This is a genomic window from Arthrobacter sp. UYEF36 (assembly GCF_040547025.1).
Classification (GTDB): Bacteria; Actinomycetota; Actinomycetes; order Actinomycetales; family Micrococcaceae; genus Arthrobacter.
Genome location: NZ_JBEPOX010000003.1, coordinates 73,801 through 99,524, shown reverse-complemented (window position 1 = coordinate 99,524; position 25,724 = coordinate 73,801). Strand labels below are relative to the sequence as shown.

23 protein-coding genes are annotated in these 25,724 nt (G+C 67.5%); 15 read left to right on the top strand and 8 right to left on the bottom strand.

All coding sequences use genetic code 11. From position 1 onward, the window contains the following. Nucleotides 1-44: 44 nt before the first annotated feature. Nucleotides 45-965: an FAD-dependent monooxygenase gene (locus ABIB29_RS06850; protein WP_502915576.1), complete on the top strand. Its 921-nt coding sequence runs from the start codon at nt 45-47 to the stop codon at nt 963-965. 26 nt (nt 966-991) lie between these two features. Here the strand turns inward: ABIB29_RS06850 and ABIB29_RS06845 are convergent, their stop codons facing one another. The 3 genes from ABIB29_RS06845 to purB all read right to left on the bottom strand — a co-directional run bounded on the left by ABIB29_RS06845 (nt 992) and on the right by purB (nt 3,700). Further along, nucleotides 992-1,495 carry a GNAT family N-acetyltransferase gene (locus ABIB29_RS06845; protein WP_354171276.1) on the bottom strand — a complete coding sequence of 168 codons (504 nt, stop codon included), beginning with the start codon at nt 1,493-1,495 and terminating at the stop codon, nt 992-994. A gap of 94 nt (nt 1,496-1,589) precedes the next feature. Beyond that, nucleotides 1,590-2,261, bottom strand: coding sequence for a histidine phosphatase family protein (locus ABIB29_RS06840; protein ID WP_354171274.1), 672 nt, complete (start codon nt 2,259-2,261; stop codon nt 1,590-1,592). Beyond that, nucleotides 2,258-3,700 (bottom strand): adenylosuccinate lyase, encoded by a 1,443-nt coding sequence (gene purB, locus ABIB29_RS06835; RefSeq protein ID WP_354171272.1) that lies wholly within the window; start codon nt 3,698-3,700, stop codon nt 2,258-2,260. The genes ABIB29_RS06840 and purB overlap by 4 nt, the downstream gene beginning before the upstream one ends. Nucleotides 3,701-3,880: 180 nt before the next feature. Here purB and ABIB29_RS06830 point away from each other — a divergent pair, with 180 nt between their 5' ends. Both ABIB29_RS06830 and ABIB29_RS06825 read left to right on the top strand, forming a co-directional pair. Beyond that, the gene (locus ABIB29_RS06830; protein ID WP_354171270.1) at nt 3,881-4,222 is read left to right on the top strand and encodes a hypothetical protein; all 342 of its coding nucleotides are present in this window, start codon (nt 3,881-3,883) and stop codon (nt 4,220-4,222) included. Further along, nucleotides 4,222-5,652 (top strand): hypothetical protein, encoded by a 1,431-nt coding sequence (locus tag ABIB29_RS06825; protein WP_354171268.1) that lies wholly within the window; start codon nt 4,222-4,224, stop codon nt 5,650-5,652. The genes ABIB29_RS06830 and ABIB29_RS06825 overlap by 1 nt, the downstream gene beginning before the upstream one ends. 61 nt (nt 5,653-5,713) lie before the next feature. Here ABIB29_RS06825 and ABIB29_RS06820 read toward each other — a convergent pair whose 3' ends face one another. Next, nucleotides 5,714-6,100: a phage holin family protein gene (locus ABIB29_RS06820; RefSeq protein ID WP_354171266.1), complete on the bottom strand. Its 387-nt coding sequence runs from the start codon at nt 6,098-6,100 to the stop codon at nt 5,714-5,716. Nucleotides 6,101-6,201: 101 nt separating this feature from the next. On the opposite strand from ABIB29_RS06820, the gene ABIB29_RS06815 reads away from it, so the two are divergent. The 6 genes from ABIB29_RS06815 to ABIB29_RS06790 all read left to right on the top strand — a co-directional run bounded on the left by ABIB29_RS06815 (nt 6,202) and on the right by ABIB29_RS06790 (nt 13,635). Continuing rightward, entirely contained in the window at nt 6,202-7,320 is a 1,119-nt protein-coding gene (locus tag ABIB29_RS06815; protein WP_354171265.1) for a histidinol-phosphate transaminase, read from the top strand. A gap of 147 nt (nt 7,321-7,467) precedes the next feature. Then, a complete protein-coding gene (gene pdhA, locus ABIB29_RS06810; protein ID WP_354171263.1) occupies nt 7,468-8,727 on the top strand; it encodes a pyruvate dehydrogenase (acetyl-transferring) E1 component subunit alpha in 1,260 nt (419 codons plus the stop codon). After that, nucleotides 8,727-9,707, top strand: coding sequence for an alpha-ketoacid dehydrogenase subunit beta (locus ABIB29_RS06805; RefSeq protein ID WP_354171261.1), 981 nt, complete (start codon nt 8,727-8,729; stop codon nt 9,705-9,707). Before pdhA ends, ABIB29_RS06805 begins: the two co-directional genes overlap by 1 nt. A gap of 59 nt (nt 9,708-9,766) precedes the next feature. Then, nucleotides 9,767-11,257, top strand: a complete 1,491-nt coding sequence (locus tag ABIB29_RS06800) for a dihydrolipoamide acetyltransferase family protein (protein ID WP_354171260.1) — start codon at nt 9,767-9,769, stop codon at nt 11,255-11,257. Between the two features lie 245 nt (nt 11,258-11,502). After that, on the top strand, nt 11,503-13,101 hold the full coding sequence (locus ABIB29_RS06795) for an AMP-binding protein (RefSeq protein WP_354171258.1): 1,599 nt from the start codon (nt 11,503-11,505) through the stop codon (nt 13,099-13,101). 162 nt (nt 13,102-13,263) lie between these two features. Then, entirely contained in the window at nt 13,264-13,635 is a 372-nt protein-coding gene (locus tag ABIB29_RS06790; RefSeq protein ID WP_354171256.1) for a YegP family protein, read from the top strand. A gap of 92 nt (nt 13,636-13,727) precedes the next feature. Here ABIB29_RS06790 and ABIB29_RS06785 read toward each other — a convergent pair whose 3' ends face one another. From ABIB29_RS06785 to ABIB29_RS06775, 3 genes are all read right to left on the bottom strand, one after another. Continuing rightward, on the bottom strand, nt 13,728-14,159 hold the full coding sequence (locus ABIB29_RS06785) for a universal stress protein (RefSeq protein ID WP_354171254.1): 432 nt from the start codon (nt 14,157-14,159) through the stop codon (nt 13,728-13,730). Nucleotides 14,160-14,211: 52 nt separating this feature from the next. Continuing rightward, complete coding sequence (locus ABIB29_RS06780) at nt 14,212-15,504, bottom strand: aminotransferase-like domain-containing protein (protein WP_354171252.1); 1,293 nt, start codon at nt 15,502-15,504, stop codon at nt 14,212-14,214. A gap of 127 nt (nt 15,505-15,631) precedes the next feature. Then, nucleotides 15,632-16,195, bottom strand: coding sequence for an NAD(P)H-dependent oxidoreductase (locus tag ABIB29_RS06775; protein WP_354171250.1), 564 nt, complete (start codon nt 16,193-16,195; stop codon nt 15,632-15,634). A gap of 124 nt (nt 16,196-16,319) precedes the next feature. Here ABIB29_RS06775 and ABIB29_RS06770 point away from each other — a divergent pair, with 124 nt between their 5' ends. The 6 genes from ABIB29_RS06770 (at nt 16,320) to ABIB29_RS06745 (ending at nt 24,464) form a co-directional block, all read left to right on the top strand. Further along, nucleotides 16,320-16,916, top strand: coding sequence for a TetR/AcrR family transcriptional regulator (locus ABIB29_RS06770; RefSeq protein WP_354171248.1), 597 nt, complete (start codon nt 16,320-16,322; stop codon nt 16,914-16,916). A gap of 361 nt (nt 16,917-17,277) precedes the next feature. Next, nucleotides 17,278-18,264, top strand: coding sequence for an ABC transporter permease (locus tag ABIB29_RS06765; protein WP_354171246.1), 987 nt, complete (start codon nt 17,278-17,280; stop codon nt 18,262-18,264). Nucleotides 18,265-18,266: 2 nt separating this feature from the next. Then, nucleotides 18,267-19,241, top strand: a complete 975-nt coding sequence (locus tag ABIB29_RS06760) for an ABC transporter permease (protein ID WP_354171244.1) — start codon at nt 18,267-18,269, stop codon at nt 19,239-19,241. Continuing rightward, complete coding sequence (locus tag ABIB29_RS06755; protein WP_354171243.1) at nt 19,238-21,523, top strand: dipeptide ABC transporter ATP-binding protein; 2,286 nt, start codon at nt 19,238-19,240, stop codon at nt 21,521-21,523. Before ABIB29_RS06760 ends, ABIB29_RS06755 begins: the two co-directional genes overlap by 4 nt. A 52-nt stretch (nt 21,524-21,575) precedes the next feature. After that, nucleotides 21,576-23,288: an ABC transporter family substrate-binding protein gene (locus tag ABIB29_RS06750; RefSeq protein ID WP_354171241.1), complete on the top strand. Its 1,713-nt coding sequence runs from the start codon at nt 21,576-21,578 to the stop codon at nt 23,286-23,288. A 120-nt stretch (nt 23,289-23,408) separates the two neighbouring features. Continuing rightward, entirely contained in the window at nt 23,409-24,464 is a 1,056-nt protein-coding gene (locus ABIB29_RS06745) for a Gfo/Idh/MocA family protein (RefSeq protein ID WP_354171239.1), read from the top strand. Between the two features lie 104 nt (nt 24,465-24,568). Here the strand turns inward: ABIB29_RS06745 and ald are convergent, their stop codons facing one another. After that, entirely contained in the window at nt 24,569-25,687 is a 1,119-nt protein-coding gene (ald, locus tag ABIB29_RS06740) for an alanine dehydrogenase (protein ID WP_354171237.1), read from the bottom strand. Between the last annotated feature and the right edge of the window lie 37 nt (nt 25,688-25,724).

Genomic DNA, 25,724 nt, shown 5'->3' with positions numbered 1-25,724 from the left:
GCTTTCAGGTGACCGTCCACGAGCGGCGGGCAGAGCAGCCGTCAGTGGAGACATCGCTGGCCATGTGGCCGGAAGCCCAGCAGGCCCTTGATGAGGTGGGCATTCTCCCGGCGGTCCGTGCGGCCGGCTCGGACTTTGGCGCCATGGCGCTCCGGGACGGATCCGGGAACGTTCTGCTCAAGGCGCGGGCACCAGGGGTCATCGGGGTGTCACGTGCGGACCTGCTCCGGCTGCTGGACGCGGCGGTGCCGGCTTCGGTGGCCAAAACCCACGGCCAGGTGGCATCACTGCCGCGGCCGGGCCTTGTGGTCGGCGCCGACGGGGTGCACAGCATTGTCCGCCGGAGCGTTTGGGGCGAACGCAGCAGGGCCAGGCTCAGCCCCTATCTGGCGCTGCGCGGCATCATTGACGAGCCGGTCCCGGCCGGCGGCGGGGGTGAACACTGGGGGCGCGGGCAGTTGTTTGGCATAGCGACCGCGTCCCGCGGCCGCACCTACTGGTATGCCTCATACCGGTCTGGACTGGGTCCCGGCGGCATCGACGTCGAGGAGGCACTGGCGCTCACCCGCGCACATTTGTCCGGCCGGGCTGCCGGCATAGACCGCGTCCTGCTCGCCGCGACGCCCGGGCAGACGCTGGCCCAACGCGTCTGGACGGTGCCATTCCCGGGCAGCTACCAACGGGACTGCGCGGTGCTGGTGGGCGACGCGGCGCACGGCATGACCCCCAACCTGGGGCGCGGCGCCTGCGAGGCGCTGATCGACGCTGTCACCCTCGCGAAGCTGCTCAACTCCCGCCCGCTCCCGGCGGCCCTGCGGGCGTACAACCGGCGGAGGCTGCTGCGCAGCCAGGCATTGCGCGTGGCGTCCTCCGGCATGGCACGGCTGGCGCTCGCGGAAACCACGCAGCCCCTGCGCGACGGGTTACTGCGGCTGGCCGGCGGGCGCGGGCCGATCGGGTCCTGACTGACGGCGTCGGACGCTGACGTTCCCTACGCCATGGCGGTGTGTGCGGCGCTGTGCGAATCGATGGTTTTCGCATAGCAGTAGGAGTGCTCCACCCCGATGTACGGCCCGAAGTTTGGTACCGGGACAAAGCCGGAGTTCTGGTAAAACTGCCGGCCGTCCGTCTGCACGGAGCCGGCCTCCGCGGTGATGGAGGTGATGCCGAGGCTGTGCGCGTGCGCTTCCAGGGCCGCAAGGATGGAGCTGGCCACTCCGGAACCGCGGGTGTACGGGAGCACGTAGAGCCGCTTGATCTCAGCGGTGTGCGCATCGAGGAGGCGCAGGCCGCCGCAGCCCACGGGCTGCCCGGACGCCTTGTCATGGGCGACGAGGAACACTGCCGTGTCAGTCTCCGACGGCGGCGGCCCGGGTTCGTGGTCGATCGTGCCAAAGCGGGCGTCGAGTTCGGCCTGCTGGGCTGCGCGGAGATCCGCGCCGACCGGGTTGGCCCAGGTGACCTGCCGGATGTTGAGCCGCGGATTCGTCTGCATGGCTGCCTCGCTTCGCCGAAGGGTTATGCAGTTCAACGCTAGGCACCGCCGGTTTCGGCCGTGTTTCCTGCGCGTTATGGTTCGGAGAATTCCGCTAGAGCGTGCCGCCGGTGGGGTCCTCCGCCGTCGGGTCAACCAGCGCCAGGCCGCCGACGGGACTGGCGTCCCAGTGGATGAGCCGCCAGCCGGCGTCGGGATCCCCTTCCAAGGCCACAATCCCGGTGTTGGCGAGGACGTGGCGGGCAGCGAAGCCCGACTCCACGTTGCTGGCCCGCAGGCCCGCCCAGACGCGGATCGCGGCGCCGTGGCTGACCACGGCCACCGTCGCGGCGTCGCCGGTCGCTGCGGCTGCGGCGGCGATCCGTGTGATCGAGGCGTCGTAGCGCTCGAAGAAGTCATGCCCGCTGGGCCCGGCCGGCATCCTGCGGTGCAGTTCCCCGGCCGCCCAGCCGAACACGGTCCCAAGGTAGCGCAGGTGCGATTCCTTGTCGGTGAGCTTCTCCAACGACCCGGCCTCGATCTCCCGCAGGCCCGCCAGCACTTCGACCTCCAGGCCGCGGGCGGTCGAGAGCGGCGCGGCCGTGATCTGGGTGCGGATCAGCGTGGAGGCATAGAGAAGGTCGATCTGCTCATTCGCCAGGGACCGCGCCAGCGCGGCGGCCTGCCGTTCCCCGAGCTCGGTCAGCCCGGGGCCCGGGTGGGCGGTGTCCAGCTGGCCCAGGACGTTACCGGGCGTCTGGCCGTGGCGGATGAGCAGGAGCCTCATGCGAGGTGGTCCACCAGCTTGTCCGCAATGCCGGTGTACTTGCCGGGGGTCAGGGCCAGCAGCCGGGTTTCGGCGTCCGCCGACAGGCCCAGGCTCTGGACGAATTCCTGCATCCTGGCCGCATCGACGCGCTGCCCGCGGGTCAGGTCCTTGAGCCGCTCGTAGGGGTTTTCCATGCCGTCGACGCCGGCGATGGCCTCGGCGCGCATGACCATCTGGATGGCTTCGCCGAGGACTTCCCAGTTGGTGTCGAGGTCCGCGGCCAGCACGTCCTCGGCGACCTTCAGGCGGTCCAGGCCCTTGGCCACATTGGAGATGGCGAGCAGGGAGTGGCCGAAGGCCACGCCGATGTTGCGCTGCGAGGAGGAATCGGTGAGGTCGCGCTGCCAGCGGGAGGTGACCAGGGTGGAGCCCAGGACGTCCAGCAGTCCGGAGGAGATCTCCAGGTTGGCCTCGGCGTTCTCGAAACGGATCGGGTTGACCTTGTGCGGCATGGTGGAGGAACCAGTGGCGCCCGCGACCGGGATCTGCACGAAATAGCCGATCGAGATGTAGCTCCAGATATCCGTGCAGACGTTGTGCAGGATCCGGTTGAACCGCGCGACGTCGGCGTACAGCTCCGCCTGCCAGTCGTGGCTTTCGATCTGCGTGGTCAGCGGATTCCAGCCCAGCCCCAGGCCTTCAACGAAGGTCTTGGCGACATGCTCCCAGTCGGCGCCGGGAACGGAGGCCACATGGGCCGCGTAGGTGCCGGTGGCGCCGTTGATCTTGCCGAGATACTCGGTCCGGGAGATGCGGTCCAGCTGGCGGGTCAGGCGGTGCGCGATGACGGCCAGTTCCTTGCCGAGCGTGGTGGGGGTGGCCGGCTGGCCGTGCGTGCGCGAGAGCATCGGAACGGCCCGGTTGTCCCCGGCCATGGCGCTGATCTGTGCGACGAGCTTCCGGGCGGCGGGCAGCCAGACGTCCTCGACGGCGCCCTTGACGCCGAGGGCGTAGGAGAGGTTGTTGATGTCCTCGGAGGTGCAGCCGAAGTGCACCATGGCGGTCAGGTGTTCGATGCCGACGCCGGGCAGCCGACGGCCGATGTAGTACTCGACGGCCTTGACGTCGTGCACGGTGACGGCTTCGATGTCGGCCAGTTCGGCGACCGAGCCGGCGTCGAATTCGGTGACGATGGCGCGCAGCTTATCCTGCTGCTCCGCGGTCAGCGGTCCCGCGCCGGGGAGCACGCTGTTGCCGGTCAGGTGGATGAGCCACTCAACCTCGACGGCGACCCGGTCGCGGTTGAGGGCGGCTTCGGAGAGATAGTCGACCAGCGGTGCGACGGCGGACTGGTACCGGCCGTCCAGCGGGCCGAGCGCGATCTGTTGCGAGGACGCGGCGAGGGCCAGGCGTCCGGACGGCGTGCGGGTATCGGCTGTGGCGGCAGTTTCAGGCATGCCCCGATTCTTTCACGAAGTCCCGCCGGGCCTTAAGCGCGCTGATCCATGTGACTACCGGCCGGGTTTCCGCGGTTCTGCCGCCGGTTCCACCGGACGTTGTCCACATGACCGGGCGGGGAGCTTCAGCCGGCGCAGCGGGGCACCTAACGTCGGTGTCATGACCCGCAGGATGCCAGCATGAGCACGACGAACACCAGCAACAACGCCGGGGGCGGCGGGGCGTCCGCGGGGACGCTCCTGGCCTCTGCTGCCGCGGCGTGCGCCTCACGCAGTTACGAGGTCCAGCAGCTTGCTGCCCGGGTGGCCGCCTGCGCAGAGCACACCGACGCTGTGCTGGCTCACCTGGTCAGTGTGGAACTGCAGGGCTGGCAGTCCCCGGCGGGCCGGGCCTACCGGACGGCGGTATCCCTGCAGGCTGCGTCCCTGCGCCGCAGCCGTGCCGCCCTGCAGGAGGCCGCTGCGGCGGTGTTCCGGCACGCCCAGAACGTGGCTCTGTCCCCAGGGCGGCCCGGGCCCTGATGGCGGAGGTCTCGCCGGCCGGCTCCGGGGGAGCGCCCGTCCCCTCCGCTCCGGTGGATGGGATGCTGCGGATCCGGGGCGGGGTGGGCGGTCTCAGTTTCTCGTTCGAGGAGCTGCTGGCAGGGGCCTCGGTCCTGGACGGTCTCGTCCGGGACTTGGCGGAGGTCGAGGCGGAGGCAGAAGGGGTGCGCCGCGCCCTGTTCCCTTACCAGTCCGACTCGTACTCCTCCGGCAGCACCGCGATTGTCGCCGTCGGGGAGGCAGCCCGGGCCCTTGGCCGCGTCCGGACGGAGCTGGAGCGTCTCTGCAGCGAGGTCCGGGCGAGCCACCGGGAGTACGAGTCCGCCGAAGCCAGGAACACGCTGCTCCTGCGGATCGGACGGACCGGCCCCGGGTACGGGCCACTGTGGGGTCTGGCTGGCCTGCCGCCGCCCACCGTCCGCGACACGGTGCAGGACGATTTCTCCCTGACGACCGGAATGCTGGCGCTGCTGCTGGGTCTGCCGGCCGGCGCCGCAGCGGCCGGGGGGCCGGCGGGCGGTGTTCGGGCCGCGATCCGCGGATTGACGGACGCGCCGGGCCTGCACTTCCTGCGGCCCCGCCCCGTCCGGATCGCGGGCCGGGAGACCCGGACGGAGGAGGCCGATGTCTCACCGGCCGGGCTGCTGCTGCGGGCCGGGGCCGTCGGCCGGAACAGCGGGGAGATCGAGGTCCTCCGGCTGGGGGAGCGCGGCAACCGCGCCTGGGCGGTGATCATCCCCGGGACGCAGCTGGACGGACAGCCCCAGGGCACCAACCCCTTCGACGCCGCCGGCATCGCAGAGGGCCTCGGCTTCGACTCGGCCGAGACCGCCGCGGCCATCCGGGAGGCCCTGGCGGAGGCCGGCGCCGAGGCGGGCGACCAAGTGGCCGCGGTCGGCTACAGCCAGGGCGGCATCCACGCCATGAACCTCGGCCGGGACCGGGCGTTCCTGGCCGACTACGAGCTCAAGTTCGTGCTGACGGCGGGGTCCCCGGTGGGCGCGATCGAGCCCGGGGCCGGCACCAGCAGCCTGCACCTGGAACATGAGCAGGACTGGGTACCCGGGGCGGACGGCCTGCCGAACCCGGACCTGCTGGACCGGGTGACCGTCACCTTGACCACTCCGATCCCCGGACACGAATGGCTGGAGCCGGGGATGGGGCCAGGTCACGCCCTGGAACGCTACGCCGACGGCGCCCGGGACGTTGCGGCCAGCCAGGATCCATCACTGCAGGCTTCAACCGCCGCGCTCGCGGCCGTGGTGGGCGCGGGCGGAACCGCCACGGTGACCCGCTTCTCGTTCCGGCGCGAAGCCCTCCCGCCCCAGCGGGGAACGCCAGTCGCTCCGGGGCCACGGCGCAGCACGGGAGAAAAACCCGCAGACCCCGCACAGCAGCCCGCGGCCTAGCGGCCAGAACCCCTCCCTGTCCTGGCAGAGTCCCTGCCGCTGGGGCCTCCGGCGCCCGTCCTTAGCGGTCGAGCGCGGGGAGAAAGCTGGCCACGAGGGACACCGCGCTGATAATAAGGGCGGCAAGCACCGCCGTCCAGAAGAAGGAATCGATGGTGAAGTTCACGGTGGTGTAGCTGCTGATCCAGGAGGTCAGGTAGAGCATCCCCGCGTTGATGACAACCGTGAAAAGGCCCAGGGTGAGGATGGTGATCGGCAGTGACAGCAGGCTGACGATCGGCTTGACGAAGGCGTTCACGAGGCCGAAGATCAGGCCGATGAACAGGTAGCCCAGGACGATGCTGACGGTGCTGTTGCCCGCGGTGGAAATATTCAGGCCGGTGAGGATCCAACACGCTACGGCCAGGGCCAGCCCGTTGACGATGACTCGAACGATGAATGAGCGCATGGGCCCATGCTGTCACAGGGCCGACGGCAGCGGCAGGGACCATATCCCCCTATTGGCGAGGAAGCCCGGTCGGGGCAAAGACCCGAAGTAGGCTAGTTGGCATGACTTCATCAGAGAACACGGCCGGGGGCATCAGGCCCCGTCCGGTGGTAGACCTCCTTCCTCGCTACGCGGCCGGCAAACCGCCGGTCCCCGTCGAGGGACTGGTCAGCTACAAGCTTTCCTCCAACGAAAACCCGCTGGCCCCGATCCCTGCAGTGCAGCAGGCCATCGCGGCGCAGACCGACTTTAACCGCTACCCGGATCCGCTGAGCAGCAAGCTGCGCGGCGCGCTCTCCGGGTTCCTGGACGTTCCCGCCGAGGACATCGTTACCGGCGCCGGAAGCCTCGGGGCGCTGAACCAGCTGCTGGCCACTTTCGCCGGGCAGAACGACGACGGCAAGCCCGACGAGGTTATCTATGCGTGGCGCTCTTTCGAGGCGTACCCGATCTGCGTCGGCCTGGCCGGCGCCGAGAGCGTCCGGATCCCGCTGACCGGCGAGGGCCGCCACGATCTTGACGCCATGGCCGCAGCGGTGACGGCCCGCACCCGGATGATCCTGCTGTGCACGCCTAACAACCCCACCGGCCCGATCCTGACCACCGAGGAAACCGAGCGTTTCATCAAGCGGGTTCCCTCCGACGTCGTGGTGGTCATCGATGAGGCCTACCAGGAGTTCGTCCGGGACGAGCACGCCGTCGACGGCATCGAAATGTACCGGAAGTATCCCAACGTCGTCGTCCTGCGGACCTTCTCCAAAGCCCACGGCCTGGCCGGGTTGCGGGTCGGCTACAGCGTGTCCCAGCCGGACCTCACCCAGCACCTGCGCGTCTCGGCCACCCCCTTCGCGGTGTCCCAGATCGCCGAAACCGCGGCTGTGACTTCGCTGGAGCACTTCGGGGAGGTTGTAGAAAGGGTACAAAGCCTCGTGGACGAACGGGACCGGGTCACCGCAGGCCTGCGGGACCTCGGCTGGTTCGTGCCTGAGGCCCAGGGCAACTTCGTGTGGCTCAATCTCGGTGCTGACAGCGCGGAATTCGCCGCGCTTGCGGGGGAGCGGGCCCTGTCCGTGCGTGCGTTCGCCAACGAGGGCGTGCGGGTCAGTGTCGGCGAAACCGAGGCCAACACCCGCTTCCTGGAACTCTGTGCAATCTATACAAAACCGCCGCGGCGTTCCTAGCGCTTAACATGACGGCCGCGGCCAGCCTGCTGCGGATAAAGTAAGGACGAGTAAGCCAAAATATATGCCGGGCCGGGAATGTGTAACCGGTCCGGCATATATCCCAGCGATTGCGGCGCATTCGGATGCGGCAAGCAAGGAGACGGTATGGGCGCCACACATCTGCCCTCTACCGAGTTCGACGGAACCGATATTGAAGACCGGCTCGAGGCCGAAGCCGAGGCCCGCCTGGGTGATCCTGCCGAGCCGATGGTGCAGCTCCTCGCCCCCGATGGCACGCGCCGTTCTGATCCCGTGTTCTCGGCCTACGCCGAGCGACTCGACTCCGAGACGCTGCGCGGCTTCTATGCAGACATGGCTAAGATCCGCCGTTTCGACGTCGAGGCAACTGCGCTGCAGCGGCAGGGCCAGCTGGCCCTCTGGGTTCCGCTGACCGGCCAGGAGGCCGCCCAGATCGGATCCGGCCGGGCCAGCCAGCCGCAGGACTACATTTTCCCCACCTACCGCGAACACGGCGTCGCCCTGACCCGCAACGTGGACTTGGCCGAGCTGCTCCGCCAGTTCCGCGGCGTCTCCAACGGCGGCTGGAACCCCAAGGACACTAACTTCCACCTCTACACCCTCGTCCTCGCAGCGCAGACCCCCCATGCGGTCGGCTACGCGATGGGCATCCAGCGCGACCAGAAGTTCGCGGCGTCCGCCGCACTCGCGGCCGGAACGGCCGGCCAGGCCGCGGAGCCCCAGGCTGCCGTTATGGTCTACTTCGGCGACGGCGCCAGCTCCGAAGGCGACGTCCATGAGTCCATGGTGTTCGCTTCCTCCTACAAGGCCCCCGTGGTGTTTTTCTGCCAGAACAACCACTGGGCGATCTCCGTCCCCAGCTCCGTGCAGACCCGCATCCCGCTCGCCAACCGGGCCAAGGGCTACGGATTTCCTGGCATCCGGGTGGATGGAAACGACGTGGTGGCCGTTCATGCCGTCACCGAGTGGGCGCTGGAACGTGCCCGCCAGGGCGAGGGCCCGGTGCTGATAGAGGCGTTCACGTACCGCGTCGGTGCCCACACCACGGCCGACGATCCCAGCAAGTACCGGGAATCCGCCGAGGAGAGCCGGTGGCGGGCCAAGGATCCGCTGGAGCGCCTGGAGAAGTATCTCCGCGCGGAGGGAATGGCCGACGACTCCTTCTTTGAGCAGGTCAGGGCGGACGGCGACGAACTCGCCGCCTACGTCCGCAAGACCACGTACGATCTTGAAACCCCGGACATCCGTACTGCCTTCGCCAACACTTACGTGGAGGCCCACCCGCTTGTGGCCGAGGAGCTGGCCTGGTTCGAGGAGTACAGCGCAGGCTTCGCCGACGAGGCCGAACCCGCCGGGACAGCCCCGGCAGAAGGGGAGGCCAACTGATGACCACTATGACCATTGCCAAGGCCATCAATGAGGGCCTCCGCGCGACGTTGAGCAACAACCCCCGAGCCCTGCTCATGGGCGAGGACATCGGACCCCTGGGCGGGGTGTACCGCGTCACCGACGGCCTGATCGCCGAGTTCGGCGCCGACCGCGTGGTGGACACCCCGCTGGCGGAGTCCGGCATCATCGGCACCGCGATCGGCCTGGCCCTGCGTGGCTACCTGCCCGTCTGTGAAATCCAGTTCGACGGCTTCGTGTTCCCGGGCTTCAACCAGATCACCACCCAGCTGGCCAAAATGCATTCCCGCAGCAACGGCAAGCTGACCGTGCCGGTCGTCATCCGGATCCCCTATGGCGGCGGCATCGGTTCGATCGAACACCACTCCGAGTCCCCGGAGGCGCTGTTCGCCCACACGGCCGGCCTGCGCATCATCACCCCGTCCAACCCGCACGATGCCTACTGGATGATCCAGCAGGCCGTCGACTGCCAGGACCCCGTGATCGTGTTCGAACCGAAGCGCCGCTACTGGCTCAAGGGCGAGGTCGACACGGAATCCCCCGGACCCTCCGCGGATCCGTTCAAGGCACACGTGCTGCGTGAGGGAACAGATGCCACCGTCGTGGTCTACGGCCCCCTGGTGCCGGTGGCCCTGGCAGCTGCCAACGCCGCCGCCGAGGACGGCCACAGTGTCGAGGTCATCGACCTGCGTTCAATCTCGCCGATCGACTTCGACACCGTCACCGACTCCGTCAAGAAGACGGGCCGGCTGATTGTGGCCCACGAAGCACCGACCTTCGGCGGCATCGGCGGCGAAATTGCGGCCCGGATCAGCGAGCGTGCGTTCCACTCACTCGAGGCACCCGTCATCCGCGTCGGCGGCTTCCACATGCCCTATCCGGTGGCCAAGGTGGAGGAAGACTATCTCCCGGACATCGACCGCATCCTCGAGGCCCTGGAACGCGCCCTTTCCTACTGACCGTGCCCCCTTTCTGCTGACCGCTTCCGCTGAGGCGCCTTTCTTCCAACAAGGACACAATGACTCTTCACAAGTTCAACCTCCCCGATGTGGGCGAAGGGCTGACCGAGGCCGAGATCGTCGCCTGGAAGGTCAAACCCGGCGACACGGTGGCCATCAACGATGTCCTGTGCGAAATCGAGACCGCAAAGTCCCTTGTCGAACTGCCCTCTCCGTTCGCCGGAACCGTCGGGGAGCTGCTGGTCCCCGAGGGTCTGACCGTCGCCGTCGGGACCCCGATCATCAGCGTGAGCGACACGGCACCCTCCGACACGGACGCCGTGCCGGCTCCTGCCGCTCCCGCGCCTCATGCGCTTATGTACGGGACGCTGGAGGCGGACGAGTCCGGCTCCGCTGAACCGGCCGGCGGTCCCCTGGTGGGCTCCGGCCCCAAGGCCGACGCCGTCAAGCGCCGTCCCCGCATGGCCGCACCGGCCGCGCAGCCGGCGGCCGCGACGGGCTCCGTCGCCAGTCCGGTACCGCTCGCCGAACCTGTCGAGGCCCACGACATCTGGATCAGCCCGGAGACGGTTGCCCATGCGGAACGCCCGGCCCATGAGGACAGCATCGACCAGCGCCCCACCCTCGGCGGGGCCATCAGCGGCCTGGTCAGCAGGGTCCTGGCGAAGCCCCCCGTGCGCAAAATCGCGCGCGATCTGGGCATCGACCTGGCCGACGTCGTCCCCACCGGGGCCCGCGGCGAGGTGACCCGCGAGGACCTGGTGAGCTACCAGGCGCAGCGCGACGCCGAAGTGGACAAGGCGGATACCTTCTGGGGCAAGACCGGCCGCCCGCAGGAACAGCGGATCGAACGGGTTCCGGTCAAGGGCGTCCGCAAGGCCACGGCGCGGGCCATGGTCGAATCGGCCTTCGCGGCCCCGCACGTCAGCATCTTCGTCGACGTCGATGCCAGCCGGACCATGGAGTTCGTCAAGCGCCTCAAGGCCTCCCGCGACTTCGAGGGCATCAAGGTCTCCCCGCTGCTGATCCTGGCCAAGGCGGTCATCTGGGCTGCGGCCCGCAACCCCAGCGTCAATGCGACCTGGGTGGACAACCCGGACGGCAGCGACTCCGCCGAGATCCACATCAAGCACTTCATGAACCTCGGCATCGCGGCGGCGACGCCCCGTGGCCTGATGGTCCCGAACATCAAGAACGCCCAGGATCTGTCCCTCAAGGAACTGGCCCTGGCCCTGAACGAGCTCGCCACGACCGCCCGGGCCGGTAAGACCCAGCCCGCGCAGATGCAGGGCGGCACCCTGACCGTCACCAACATCGGCGCCCTCGGCATCGATACGGGCACGCCGATCATCAACCCCGGCGAAGTGGCGATCGTGGCCTTCGGCACCATCAAGCAGAAGCCCTGGGTCCTGGACGGCGAGGTGATTCCGCGCTGGATCACCACCCTCGGCGGCTCCTTCGACCACCGTGTGGTGGACGGCGACCTCTCGGCACGGTTCATGGCCGACGTCGCATCGATCCTGGAAGAGCCCGCCCTGCTGCTGGACTGAGCAGAGCCCGTGGTCCACGCAGCCACCACGGCAAAGAATCTCCAGTCGTCGCGGACGACGCACCGCACTGTCCCGCCGTGCCGGGCCAGGAGGATATCGTGGCCAACAATCTGGCGGCGTCCGCGTGAGCCTGCCCACTCGGCATTGTGGCACGGGTCAGGGCGGTCCTGTCCAGAAGGGCCCGACGGCACTAGAGTGGCACCAGCCACCGCCAGCTGGCGGACGCGGATCAAAGGAGATGTTGCGTGTTTTCGAGCCCGTTCCCCGATGTGGATATTCCCAACGTCAGCCTGTACGACTACCTCTTTGGCGGTCTGGAGGAGGCGGACCTGGACCGGATCGCCGTCGTCGACGGCACGAGCGGCGCGGAAACCAGCTACCGGACCCTCGTGGGGCAGATCGATGCCCTGGCCGGAGCCGTCGCGGCCCAGGGCCTGGGCGTCCATGGCGTCGCGGCGATCCTGTGCCCCAACGTCCCGGCGTTCACCGTCGTCTTCCACGGACTGCTGCGGGCCGGCGCGACGGTCACCACCGTCAACTCGCTATACACGGCGGACGAGATCGCCCTCCAGCTCGCCGACGCCGGCGCCACGTGGCTGTTCACCGTCTCCGCCCTGCTCCCCGCGGCCCAGGAAGCCGCCACCCGGGCCGGAATCCCGGCGGACCGGCTCGTCGTCCTCGACGGCGCCGCAGGCCACCCCTCGCTGCGGGACCTGCTGACCGCGGGCGCCCCGGCGCCGGACGTCAGCTTCGATCCCGCCACGCACGTGGCCGTGCTGCCCTACTCCTCCGGGACCACCGGCCGACCCAAGGGCGTCAGGCTCAGCCACCGGAACCTCGTGGCCAACGCCGAGCAGTCCCGCGGGCTGCTCAAGGTCGCTCCCGAGGACCGCCTGCTGGCCCTGTTGCCGTTCTTCCATATCTACGGGCTGACGGTGCTGCTGAACCTGGCGCTGCGCCAGCGGGCCTGCCTGGTCACGATACCGAAATTCGAGCTGGCCGAGTTCCTGCGGATCATCCAGGACCAGAAGTGCAGCTACCTGTTTATTGCCCCGCCGGTGGCCGTGGCCCTGTCCAAGCACCCTCTGGTTGCCGACTATGACCTCAGTTCCGTGCACACCACCCTGTCCGGGGCGGCGCCGCTCGACGGCGAACTGGGCAGTAGGCTGGCCGAACGCCTGGGCTGCAGGGTGCTGCAGGGCTACGGCATGACCGAGATGAGCCCCGTGTCCCACCTGATCCCGGTGGACGCCACGGATGTGCCCGTCAGTTCGGTCGGCTATACCGTCCCCAATATGGACTGCCGGCTGCTGGATCCAGCCAGCGGGGAGGACATCGAAATCCCGGCCGAGGGCACCAGCGCGCCCGGGCACCTGCTGTGCCGCGGACCGAACGTGATGCTCGGCTACCTCAACCGGCCCGAGGAAACGGCGGACACCCTCGACGCCGACGGGTTCCTGCACACCGGGGACATTGCCACCGTGCGTGCCGACGGCGTCGTCACGATCGTGGACCGGCTCAAGGAACTGATCAAGTACAAGGGCTACCAGATTGCCCCGGCGGAGCTCGAGGCGCTGCTCCTCACCCACCCCGGCATCGCGGACGCCGCGGTGATCGGAACGTCCGACGCCGACGGCCAGGAAGTGCCGATGGCGTTTGTGGTGCGCCAGCCCGGGAACGACGGCGAGGGACTCGACGAGGCCGCGGTGATGGACTACGTGGCGGCCAGGGTGGCGCCCTTTAAGAAGATCCGCCGCGTCGAGTTCATCGACGCCGTGCCGAAGTCCTCCTCCGGCAAGATCCTGCGCCGGATGCTGAAGACGGCAGGGGCTGCCACCGGATAAAGCGCCTCGTCACCGGCGGGCTCCGGAGACCTGGGCCAAAAGCCGTCAAAACGATCCGGCTGAGGTCGATTGTGACGCAGCTAATCCCGGCTGTCCCACCCCAAAGCGTATAGTCGGGGGACGGTCAGGACGCGGCCATTGGAACCTCATCCTGGAGCCACCATGCCCAAGATTGCCCCCGTCCTGCCTTCCGCTGCCCCCCGCGCACCCGCGCTTCGAAGTGGGCCGCATGTCCCGGCGCCGGCCGGGTCCGGCACCGATCAGGGCGCTGACGTCCGCCGGCCCGCAGCGCCCGGCAAATTTGAACTCGTCCGTGCCGACGGGGGCGGGTTCCTCATCCGCATCCTGGACGGGACCGGGACCGTGCTGGCCCTCTCCGGATCCTACCCGGACATTGCGGCTGCGGTGGAAGGCGTCGAAGCCGTGCGGGAATGCGCCGCCACCTCCCACATTTCGGACCAGACGGCACGGACCGCCGACGCCGGCCGGATCCGGACGGAGACGGGGCCGGCCCGGCTGGTTCCCGGCCCGTAGCAAGCCGCCACAACCGCCGGGAATACCTTGACCGGCGGCTTCCGATCACCATTGGGGGTGACCGGAAGCCGCCGGAGGGCCGCGGTCCGCGTCTACTCGGACGCGTCGGTCTTGGCGATGTACACGTCGCAGGGGGCGTTGTGGGCCACGGAGTTGGCAACACTGCCGAGCACGCGGCCCAGGCCCTTCATCCGCCGGTTGCCGACCACGATCAACAGGGCGCCGGCACGGGCCGCTTCGGCGATCAGGGCGTCGGCCGGCTTGCCGCGGGCGGCGGCGTAGGTGACATTCACTGCGGGCGTGCGAAGGCTGTCGGCGACGCCGCGGGCAACCTTTTCGGCGTCCCCGGCGTCGGAGACAATCCATTTATCGCTGCCGCTGCCATAGACCTCGGTCCTGTCGCTGTCGAACGCGCTGACCACATGAAGCGTGGCCCCGAGCGAAGCGGCGAGGTCACGGGCGGTGTGCGCAGCCTTGAGGGCAGTCTCGCTGCCGTCAACGCCGACAACAATAATTCCGGTCATGAAATGCTCCTTGGGTCAACGGAAGTCTTCGGCCATGCACCGATGATTCAGGCTACAGGGCGGTGATGGCTTCCCGCAGGACCGGCGCCAACCGGCGCACTCCTTCGCGGATGGACTCCGGCGGGACGGCGCTGAAGGCCAGCCGGATCTTGTTGGACGGCTCGTCGGAATGCGTAAATGCGGCTCCCGGAATGAAGACCACCCCGGCGTCGATCGCTTTTTTCAGCAGCGGGTAGGTGTCCACACCCTCGGGCAGCGTCACCCAGATAAAGAAGCCACCCTCTGGACGGGTCCAGCTCAGACCCGGGGGCATGAACTCATCCAGGGCGGCCAGCATCGCGTCGCATCGTTCCTTGTACAGCCCCCGGTACGTCTCGATCTGGCCACGCCAGTCGTAGTCGCGGAGATAGGCGGAGACGAGCATCTGGTTCAGCGTCGGCGGGCAGAGCGTGACGGCCTCCGACGCAAGGTAATAGCGGCGCTGCAGGTGCGCCGGGACGAGAGCCCAGCCGATCCGCAGCCCGGGAGCGAAGATCTTGGAAAAGGACCCCATGTAAATTACGTCGTCCGGGTTGTCAGCCCGCAGCGGAATAAGCGGTTGGCCGTCGAAGCGGAGCAGCCCGTAGGGGTTGTCCTCCAGCACCAGAATATTCGCATTGCGGCATATATCCACCACCCGCTGACGCCGCTCCGCGGACAGGGTGATGCCGGACGGGTTGTTGAAGCTCGGGATGGTGTACAGGAACTTGATGTTCTTGCCTGCGGTCTGCAGGGCGGCAATCCGGGCCTCCAGGAGGTCCGGGATGATGCCGCCGCCGTCCATGGGCACCGTGGCAACCTGGACCTGGTAGGCCTCGAAGGTGTTGAGGGCGCCGACGTAGGTGGGGTCCTCGACGAGCACCACGTCGCCGGGGTTGCAGAAGACCTTGGTCGCCACATCCTGGGCGGACTGTGAACCCGCCGTAATCACCACATTCTCGGGCCTGGCGTCGAGGATTCCTTCTGCGGCCATGACTTCGCAGATCTGGCTCCGGAGTTCCTCGGTGCCCTGCCCGCCGCCATACTGCAGTGCGGTCATGCCATGTTCGGCGATGATCTTCGCGGCGGTCTGGCCCAGCCGTTCCAACGGCAGGGACTGCAGGTACGGGCTTCCGCCCGCCAGCGAGACAAGGCCGGGGCGCAGCGAAATGTCGAAGACATCGCGGACGGCAGATTGCTTGATATTTGCTGCGCGCTCCGAGAACAGTTCCTCGTGGCGGTGGGCGGACGTAGCCGCGCGTTCAATTGCGTCAATTGCCTCGGCCGGGAGTACTTCTGCGGCGGCATCAAGTGTTTCGTGGGTCACATCACCCAGAATACAACCCTTGTTGCCATGTGGTAAACCTTTGTTTCCAAGGAGACCAGGGTGTCCCAACGCAGGACACCCCCGGCCGCAGGAGCGCGGCCGGGAGTGTCCCGGGTGGAGCGGGAAGCTAGGCTGCTGCGACCGTGCGGGACTCTTCCAGCGCGGCGAAGACGCCCTTGATCTGCTCGACAACCTCGGCGTCGTCCTTCGGGTGGACCTCGGCGAAGCGGACCATGGAGCCCGGAACCGCCAGCTTGACGTCTTCAAGAACCCGGGCGCCGGCGATGCCGACGGCCTTGCGGGCCTCGTCCTGGGCCCACACTCCACCAAACTGGCCGAAGGCGGTGCCGACGACGGCGGTCGGCTTGCCGCTCAGGGCGCCGGCACCGAAGGGGCGGGACAGCCAGTCGATGGCGTTCTTCAGCGAGGCGGGGACGGTGCCGTTGTGCTCCGGGGTCACCAGCAGCAGGGTGTCGGCCTCATTCGCGGCGGCACGCAGGGCGGCTGCGGCGGCAGGAACCTGGCCTTCGACGTCGATGTCCTCGTTGTAAAACGGGATGTTGCCGAGGCTGTCATGGATGAGGACCTCAACCTGCTCCGGGGCGTTCAGCTGAATGGCTTCAGCCAGCTTCTGGTTGGTGGAATCGGCGCGCAGGCTGCCGACCAGGGTGAGAACGGTGTTCTTTGACATGTGAACTCCTAGGTGTCGCGCCGCGGACAATGCGGCGGCTGGCTGGTGATGGAGGCTTTGCCGGCCTTCACTGATCTAAACGGACTGCGGTCCGCTTGTATTCCCCGGGACTAGACTGTGCGATGTGAGCCTGATCCCAATCCGCCCGGGCCTCGGGCCTGAACGCCGCGACGCGGCCCGCAACCGCGAATTGCTGCTCCGGGCTGCCCGCGAGCTCATTGAGGAATGCGGGGCGGACGGCCTGACCATGGGCACGCTGGCGCAGCGCGCCGGCGTGGGCAAAGGGACGGTGTTCCGCCGGTTTGGCAGCAGGGCGGGGCTGATGATGACGCTGCTCAGCGACGCGGAGGCCGAGTTCCAGGGGCGATTCATGTTCGGCCCGCCGCCGCTTGGCCCCGGTGCTCCGCCGCTGGAGAGGCTCGTCGCTTTCGGCGAGAAACGTATCGCCTGGGTGCTGGAATTCGGCGAGCTGGCCCGGGCCGCGGACGTGTCCGCCTACAACCGGTTCGACGTACCGGCAGCCGTGCTGTGGCACCGGCATCTTGAGATGCTGTTGCGGGAAGCGGGCCTGACGACCGACCCCTGGCTGATGGCCACCTCGCTGAGCGCCGTCCTGGAACCGGAGCGGATCCTGCACGCCGTGCGCGTGCACCATATTGCCCCGGAGCGCCTCGTGGCGTCCTGGCGCGACCTCGTCTCACGCGTCGCGCACGGGGCCTAGTCCAAACCGGATTCCGGCTGGCCCCCGCTAAATCAATTCCCCGCAATTATTCATAACGATCTGATACCTGACTCGCGGAATGCCGGGCCCGGGCGCATTCGGCGGCATTGTGCATGTGATAGTTTCCTCTGGAATGTGACCCGCAACATAGTCCACAAGGACTCGCCGAAAGGTCTGCGGGCGGCCAGGTACCCGCTGGCCAGGATCCCGGATCGGCAGCGGTAACCCCCTGCCGGACGGGGACTACGGAAGGATCAGGTTGTGAATCTTGTCAGGAATCCTGCACACGGCGGGGCAGAAAACACCATTCCGGCAGCGGCAGGGACCGCACTGACAACGGCGATCCAGAACTAGTCGTCCGATGCTCCGATACCTCGCCAAACGTGCCATCACGTATGTCTTCATGATCTTCCTGACGACCACAGCCGGGTACTTCCTGGCCGTGAACACCCTGCAGCCCGCACTGCTGGAGCAGGAACGGATCCCGCGGCCCACCCCCGAGCAGGTGGCCAACTCCTTCCGGCTCAAGGGCCTCGATCCGGAACTCAGCCCGTGGGAGCGCTATGTCGAGTGGCTCACGGCGATCGTCACCCGCTGGGACTGGGGACGCAGCCCCAACGGCGCGTTCATCAACGCCGAATTCGGCGACCGGGTCTGGATCTCGACCCGGCTGTTCCTGGCCTCGATCATCCTGACCTTGATCATCGGCGTCGCCCTGGGGGTGTACACGGCAGCGCGGCAGTACAAGGCCTCGGACCGGGTCATCACCTCGTACAGCTACCTCGTCTACATCGTGCCCGCGCCGATCGCCTACTTCCTGGTGCAGCTCGGTGCCATCAACATCAACGAGTCGGTCGGCGAACGCATCTTCTTCGTCACCGGCATCTCCACACCAGGGCTGGAGGGCAATGGCTGGGTCCAGTTTGTGGACATGCTGGCGCACTACGCGGTGCCGACCTTCGCGATCACGATTGTGGGGTGGGGCACCTACCAGATCGCCCAGCGCCAGTACCTTCTGGACAACGTCAACGCCGACTTTGTCCGGACGGCGCGGGCCAAGGGACTGACCCGCAACCAGGCCATCAGCCGGCACGCGCTGCGGGTGTCCTTCATCCCGGTGGCGCAAAGCATCGCCTTCACCATCCCCGCCATATTTGCCGGCGGCTTCTTCGCCGAAAAGATCTTCGCCTGGCACGGGGTCGGCTCCTGGAGCATCGACGCGATCGCCCTGCAGGACGTCAATGCCGCGACGGCGACCCTCGCCTACGGCTCCGTGATCTTCGCGATCGGCGCGATCCTCGCGGACTTCGCCACCACGCTGGTCGACCCGAGAGTGCGGGTGCAGTAACCATGACAAACCTCAACACCATCGACCCGGCCGCCGTCGCCGGCGAGGCGAAAATCGAGAACAACGACGTCGTCATCGCGAAGTCCTCGATCATCCTCCGCCGCTTCCTGCGCAACAAGACAGCCGTCGTCGGGCTGGTCATCTTCCTGGCCCTGACCCTGTTCTCCTTCGTGGGCGGCTTCTTCACCAGCTGGGACAAGGAGACGATCGACCCCTTCAGCATCGGCATGCCGCCGTCGGCCGAGCACCTGCTGGGCACCTCCCAGGCCGGGATCGACCTCTACGCCCTGACCGTGGAGGGCACCCGGATCTCGATCCTGATCGGCCTCATCGTTGGGCTCGTCTCGGTCCTGATCGCCGCCGTCTACGGCTGCACCATGGCCTACTTCGGCGGGAAGGTGGACAAGGTCATGCTGTTCGTTCTCGAAGCCCTGATCATGATGCCGGCCCTGCTGGTCGTCGCCGTGGCCACAAGCGGCGGCGGCAACGGCCTGCAGCAGTCCCTGCCCAGCTGGCTCCTGCTGATCATCGTGCTGCTGGTCTTCAGCTGGATGGGCACGGCCCGCCTCATCCGCTCGCTCTCGATGTCCCTCATGTCGCGCGACTTCGTGAAGGCGGCCCAGTACATGGGGATCCCGCCGCGGCGCATCGTCTGGCGGCACCTCGTCCCGAACATCGGCTCGCTGCTGGTCCTGGACATCACCCGCGGCATCACCGGCGCGATCCTGGCCGAGGTGGCGTTCTCCTTCATCGGGATCGGCATCAAGGTCCCCGACGTCAGCCTGGGCGTGCTGATCGGCCAGGCCACCTCCCAGGTCTCCACCTTCCCGTGGATGTTCTGGGTCCCGCTGACCGTCATGTTCCTGCTGACCGGTTCGCTGGCCATGATGAACGACGGCCTGCGTGACGCGTTCGATCCCAGCTCCAGCTCCGTTGGCCGCGCCAAAAAGAAGACCGCACAGAAGAAGACCACATGAGCCACGAAATGACCGCCGGCACCGATTCCGCCGAGCTCTCCGCCGTCGAGCGACTCCACGTCGCCGGGCTGCACGCGCCAGGTGATGCCCCGGCGGGTGCGGTGCTCTCCGTCCGGGACCTGAATGTCCGCTTCAACACGGAAAACGGGGTGGTGCACGCTGTCCGCGGCATCGACTTCGACCTCCGCGCCGGCAAGACGCTGGGCATTGTTGGCGAATCGGGCTCCGGAAAGTCCGTCACCTCCATGGCCATCCTCGGCCTGCTGCCCCCGACGGCGGAGATCACCGGTTCGGTCCGGCTCCAGGGCAGGGAACTGCTGGGACTGAGCGACAAGGCCATGTGCCAGTACCGCGGCAACGACATCGCCATGGTTTTCCAGGATCCGCTGTCCTCCCTGACCCCGGTCTACACGGTCGGCAACCAGATCATCGAGGCGCTCACGGTCCACAATCCCACCATGAGCAAGCAGGCCAAGGAGGCGCGCGCGGTCGAGCTTCTCGGCATGGTGGGCATCCCCAGCCCGAAGGACCGGCTCAAGGCCTTCCCGCACGAGTTCTCCGGCGGCATGCGCCAGCGCGTCATGATCGCCATCGCGATCGCCAACAACCCGCGCGTGCTCATCGCCGATGAGCCCACGACGGCGCTCGACGTCACCATCCAGGCGCAGGTCCTCGAGGTGCTGCACACCGCGCAGGAGGAAACCGGCGCCGCCGTCGTGATGATCACCCACGACCTTGGCGTCGTCGCCGGCATGGCGGACGACATCATGGTGATGTACGCCGGCAAGCCGGTGGAGACCGGCAGCGTCGACGACATCTACTACAACCCCCGGATGCCCTACACGATGGGCCTGCTCGGCGCGGTGCCGCGCGTTGATGTGGCCGAGAAGTCCTCGCTGGTGCCGATCGAGGGCATCCCGCCGAACCTCATCCATACACCGACGGGCTGTTCCTTCGCGCCGCGCTGCCCGCTGGCCAGCGACGCCTGCCTGCAGGGCGAGCCGGAGCTGTGGCCCGTCGCCGGGGACAACCTGGACGGCGGCCTGCCGCACCAGGCCGCCTGCATCAAGACCGATTCCCTCGGCCTCGAAGTGGACGTCCGCGAGGTCTTCAAGGCCCCCGCCGTCCCGGTGTCACGCTTTGACGCGATCCCGCGCGCAGAGCGCCGGACCGTGCTGGAGCTCAGGGACGTCAGGAAGCACTTCCCGCTGATGAAGGGCGCCCTGCTCAAACGCCGGATCGGCACCGTCAAGGCGGTCGACGGGCTGAGCTTCGACATCCGTGAGGGCGAGTGCTTCTCGATCGTCGGCGAATCCGGCTGTGGCAAAACCACCACCCTGCTGGAAATCATGGAGTTCCACAAGGACCAGGACGGCGAGGTGGTCATCGGCGGCCTCAGCAACAAGGAAGCCTCTGACGCGAAGACCAAGAGCGCCATGCGCAAGGAACTCCAGATGGTGTTCCAGGACCCCACCGGCGCCCTTGACCCGCGCTTCACCGTCTTTGAAGTGCTGGCCGAGCCGCTCGAGAACGCGGGTATGGCCAAGCCCCGGATTCGGAAGCGGATCATGGAACTGATGGAACTCGTGGGCCTCCAGCCGGACCACGTCAACCGCTTCCCCAACCAGTTCTCCGGCGGCCAGCGCCAGCGCATCGGCATTGCCCGCGCCCTCGCCGTGAACCCCAAACTGGTGGTCCTTGACGAGCCGGTGTCCGCCCTGGACGTGTCCGTCCAGGCCGGCGTCATCAACCTGCTGGACCAGCTCCGCGCGGAACTCGGGCTGAGCTACCTGATGGTCGCCCACGACCTGTCCGTGGTGCGGCACATCTCCAACCGGGTGGCCGTGATGTACCTGGGCAAAATCGTGGAGATCGGGGACGTGGACAGCGTCTTCGACAATCCGCGCCACCCCTATACCCGTGCCTTGCTCTCCGCGATTCCGGTCCCCGACCCGGTCCTGGAACGCACCCGCGCACGCATCATCCTGCAGGGCGATCTGCCCTCGCCGCTGGAAGCGCCGACAGGCTGCAACTTCGCCACGCGCTGCCCGGTCTTCGCGGCGTTGCCGCCGGCAAAGCAGGAGAAGTGCCTGACCCAGGAACCCGGACTGGTGACAGTCATGGACTCCCCGGAAACCGCCCGCGCCGGACAAGCCCACGGGCATCCGGCCGCTCCCGGTCTTCCGGCCGCCCCTGCGGCCCCCACAGACCAGCAATTCGCCTGTTTCTACCCGGACGGCGAACTGGACGCGGACATGCTCGTTGTCCACGAAACCACCTGACATACCAGTCACACGCATCACAACTCGCACCAAAAGGAATGAAGGGGAACACATGAAGAATCTGACCAAGATCGGCGGCGTGACCGCCGTCGTTGCAGCGCTTGCGCTCACCGCTTGTGGCGGTGGCGGCGGCGCCGCACAGGGTCCGGAGGCCGCGAAGGGCCAGGACGCAGGAAGTGACCTGGCCAAGCTGGTCAGCATCAACGCCAAGGATGCCAAGGATCTGCAGCCGGGCGGCACCGTCACCCTGCCGCTGGGCAACATCGGTCCGGACTTCAACGGGTTCTCCAACAATGGCAACAGCGCAGACAACACCGCCCTGCACCGCCCGATCGACCAGGCCGGCACCTGGGGCTGCTGGAACTTTGACTTCGACGGGACCGCCACGCCGAACAAGGACTTCTGCGAAGACGTCAAGAGCGACGTCAAGGACGGCAAGCAGACCATCACCATCAAGGTGAACGAGAAGGCCACCTACAACGACGGCACGCCGATCGATGTCAAGGCCTTCGAAAACACCTGGAACATGCTCAAGGGTGAGAACAAGGACATCGACATCGTCAGCTCCGGCGCGTACGAGTTCGTCGAATCCGTCAAGGCCGGTTCCAGCGACAAGGAAGTTGTTGTCACCACCACCCAGCCGGTTTACCCGCTGGACTCCCTGTTCACCGGCCTGGTCCACCCGGCCGTGAACACGCCGGAGATCTTCAACGAAGGCTTCACCGGCGACATGCACCCGGAATGGATGGCAGGGCCGTTCAAGCTGGACCAGTACGACAGTGCCGCCAAGACGGTCACCCTCGCCCAGAATGACAAGTGGTGGGGCAACAAGCCGGTCCTGGAGAAGGTGGTCTTCCGCCAGCTTGAGAGCAGCGCCGCAATTGCCGCCTTCAAGAACGGTGAAATCGACGGTGTGTCCGCCAACACCATCACCCCGTACAAGCAGCTCGACGGCACCAAGGACTCCGAGATCCGCCGCGGCCAGCGTCTCTTCGCCGGTGGCTTGAACCTCAACGCCCAGAAGGCGCCGATGACTGACGTCGCCATCCGCAAGGCGATCTTCACCGCCGTCGACCGCGAAGCACTGCGCAAGGTCCGCTTCAACGGCCTGAACTGGGAAGAAACCAGCTCCGGATCGATGATGCTGCTGCCGTTCTCCAAGAACTACCAGGACAACTACCCGGTCAAGGAAACCGGCGCCGAGGCCGCCAAGAAGGTCCTGACGGACGCCGGCTACACGGCCAACGCCGCAGGCATCATGGAAAAGGACGGCGTCCCCGCCGCGTTCAAGATCAGCAACTTCGGTGATGATCCCACCACCCTGGCGTTCGCGCAGACGCTGCAGAACCAGCTGAAGGCCGGCGGCATGGACGTTGGCATCGACCAGCGCGCTTCTGCCGACTTCGGCAAGGTCCTGGGCAGCCGTGACTTCTTCATGAGCGTCTCCGGCTACACTGTGGGCGCGGATGCGACCGACGCCGTCAAGCAGTTCTACGATTCCAAGACGAACGAGAACGAGCTGGGCGACGCCGAACTGGACGCAGAGATCAAGAAACTCTCCAGCATTGCCGACAACGCTGAGCGCAACAAGGCAGCCATGGACGTTGAAAAGAAGCACATGGAGAAGTACTTCTCCATGGGTGTTGTGATGAACGGTCCGCAGATCTCCTTCGTGCGCACCGGCCTCGCCAACTACGGCCCGTCCCTGTTCAAGAGCCTGTCCCAGGTTCCGGACTGGACCACCATCGGCTGGGAAAAGAAGTAACACTCCCCGCTCAACGGTTCGTCGAGCAGCGGCGGCCGGCATTCCCTGAACTTTCGGGGGTGCCGGCCGCCGCCGTTTAATCCGGGGGACTGGCGCGGCGTGCGGGGGTAGCGTGGGACCATGACAACAGACTCCAACCGGCCCATCCGCACGGCCGTCGCCGGCTTCGGCCTCTCGGGCAGCGTCTTCCACGCCCCGCTGCTCGCGGCCGACCCCGCGTATTCCGTTGAGGTGATTTCCACCTCTGATGCCGGCCGGCAGGCGGCCGCCTCCGCCCGGTATCCCGGCACCCGCCTGGTGGATACCCCGGCGGACATTCTGGAGCTCGCCGGCGAACTGGACCTGCTGGTCCTCGGAACGCCGCCGGCCACCCATTACCCGCTGGCGAAAGCCGCGCTGGAAGCCGGGCTCGACGTCGTCGTCGACAAGCCGTTTGCCGTTCGCAGCGCCGAAGGCCGGGAGCTCATCCAGCTCGCGGCACGGCTGGGACGCGTGCTCACGGTCTTCCAGAACCGGCGCTGGGACGGCGACTACCTGACCGTCCGCGGTCTGCTGGACAGCGGCGTGCTAGGCGCGGTCACGCGGTTCGAATCCCGTTTTGAGCGTTGGTCGCCGGCGGTTGCGAAAGCCTGGAAGGCGGCCGCGACGGCGGACGACGGCGGCGGGGTGCTGTTCGACCTCGGCACCCACCTGCTGGACCAGGCCGTGCAGCTGTTCGGTCCCGCCACGGTCACACATGCGGAACTGGATGCGCGGCGCCCCGGCGAGATGACCGACGACGACGTGTTTCTTGCCCTGCGGCACGAATCCGGCGTGACGAGCCATCTGTGGATGAACATGCTCTGCGCCCAGCAGGGACCGCGGTTCCGGCTGCTGGGCAGCGCGGGTGGCTTCACCAAACACGGCGTGGACCCGCAGGAGCCTTTCATCGTCGCCGGCGGCAGCCCGCTGGACCCGGAGTACGGGATCGAGGACCGGGACTGGTCCGGGCTGCTCGGCCGGGACGGACACCTCGACCGGCTGCCCACCGAGCGCGGCGAGTACCCCGCGTTTTACCGGATACTGGCGGCGAAGATCCACGACGGCGGGACGGCCTCGGGCCTGCCGGTCCCGGTGGATCCGGCCAGCCCGGTGGAGGTGCTGCGGCTGATCGAGCAGGCCCGGGCCCTGGGCTAGTAGGCGTTAAACAGCAAACGGCTGCTCCGGAACGGCCGTTTTGGGGTCCCAAAGGGCGGTTACGGAGCAGCCGATTCGGTGCTGGCTATGCCGGGATCGGCTGGTTAAGCGGAGACCAGCTCGTGCCAGTCGGCGACGAGGGGCAGGTTGTGCGCCTCGGAGACCGAGCGGTGCGCCACCTTGCCGCCGGCGATGTTGAGGCCGGCAGCGAGGGCGGTGTCGCGTTCGAATGCGGCCTTGACGCCCAGGTTGGCCAGGGCGACGGCGTAGCGCAGGGTGACGTTGGTCAGCGCGTAGGTGGAGGTGTTCGGCACGGCGCCCGGCATGTTGGCCACGCAGTAGAAGATCGTGTTGTGGACCTTGTACGTGGGTTCCTGGTGCGTGGTGGGGTGCGTGTCCTCGAAGCAGCCGCCCTGGTCTACGGCGATGTCCACGAGTACTGAACCGGGCTTCATCCGGGAGACGAGCTCGTTGGTGACCAGTTTCGGGGCCTTGGCGCCCGGGATCAGCACGGAACCGATCACCAGGTCGGCGTCCACAACCGACTTCTCGATCTCGTACGCGTTGGAGGCAACGGTCTTCAGGCGGCCCTGGTACTGGGCATCCAGCTCGCGCAGGCGGTTGATGTTGATGTCCAGGATGGTGACGTCGGCGCCGAGGCCGAGGGCCATGGCGGCGGCGTTGGTGCCGGCAACACCGGCGCCGAGGACAACGACCTTGGCGGGGCGGACGCCCGGTACGCCGCCGAGCAGCACACCCTTGCCGCCGGCCGGAGCCATCAGCGAGGTGGCACCGACCTGGACGGAGAGGCGGCCGGCAACCTCGGACATCGGGGCGAGCAGCGGCAGGGTGCGGCCCTCCTGGACGGTCTCGTAGGCGATCGCGGTGACGCCGGAGTTGATGAGCTGCTGGGTCAGTTCCGGCTCGGCGGCCAGGTGCAGGTAGGTGAAGAGGATCAGGCCCTTGCGGAAGCGGTGGTATTCGGCCTTGACCGGCTCCTTGACCTTCATGACCATGTCGGCGCGGGACCAGACGTCATCGGCTTCGGCGACGATTTCGGCGCCGGCGATGGCGTATTCCTCGTCCGTGATGCCCGAGCCCAGGCCCGCGCCGCGCTCCACGAGGACCGAGTGGCCGTGGGTGCGGAACTCGTGCACGCCTGCGGCCGTGATGGCGACGCGGAATTCGTTGTTCTTGATCTCTTTGGGGACACCGATGATCATTTGTGGGCTCCAGTGCTGGCGGCCTTGTGGGCCTGGG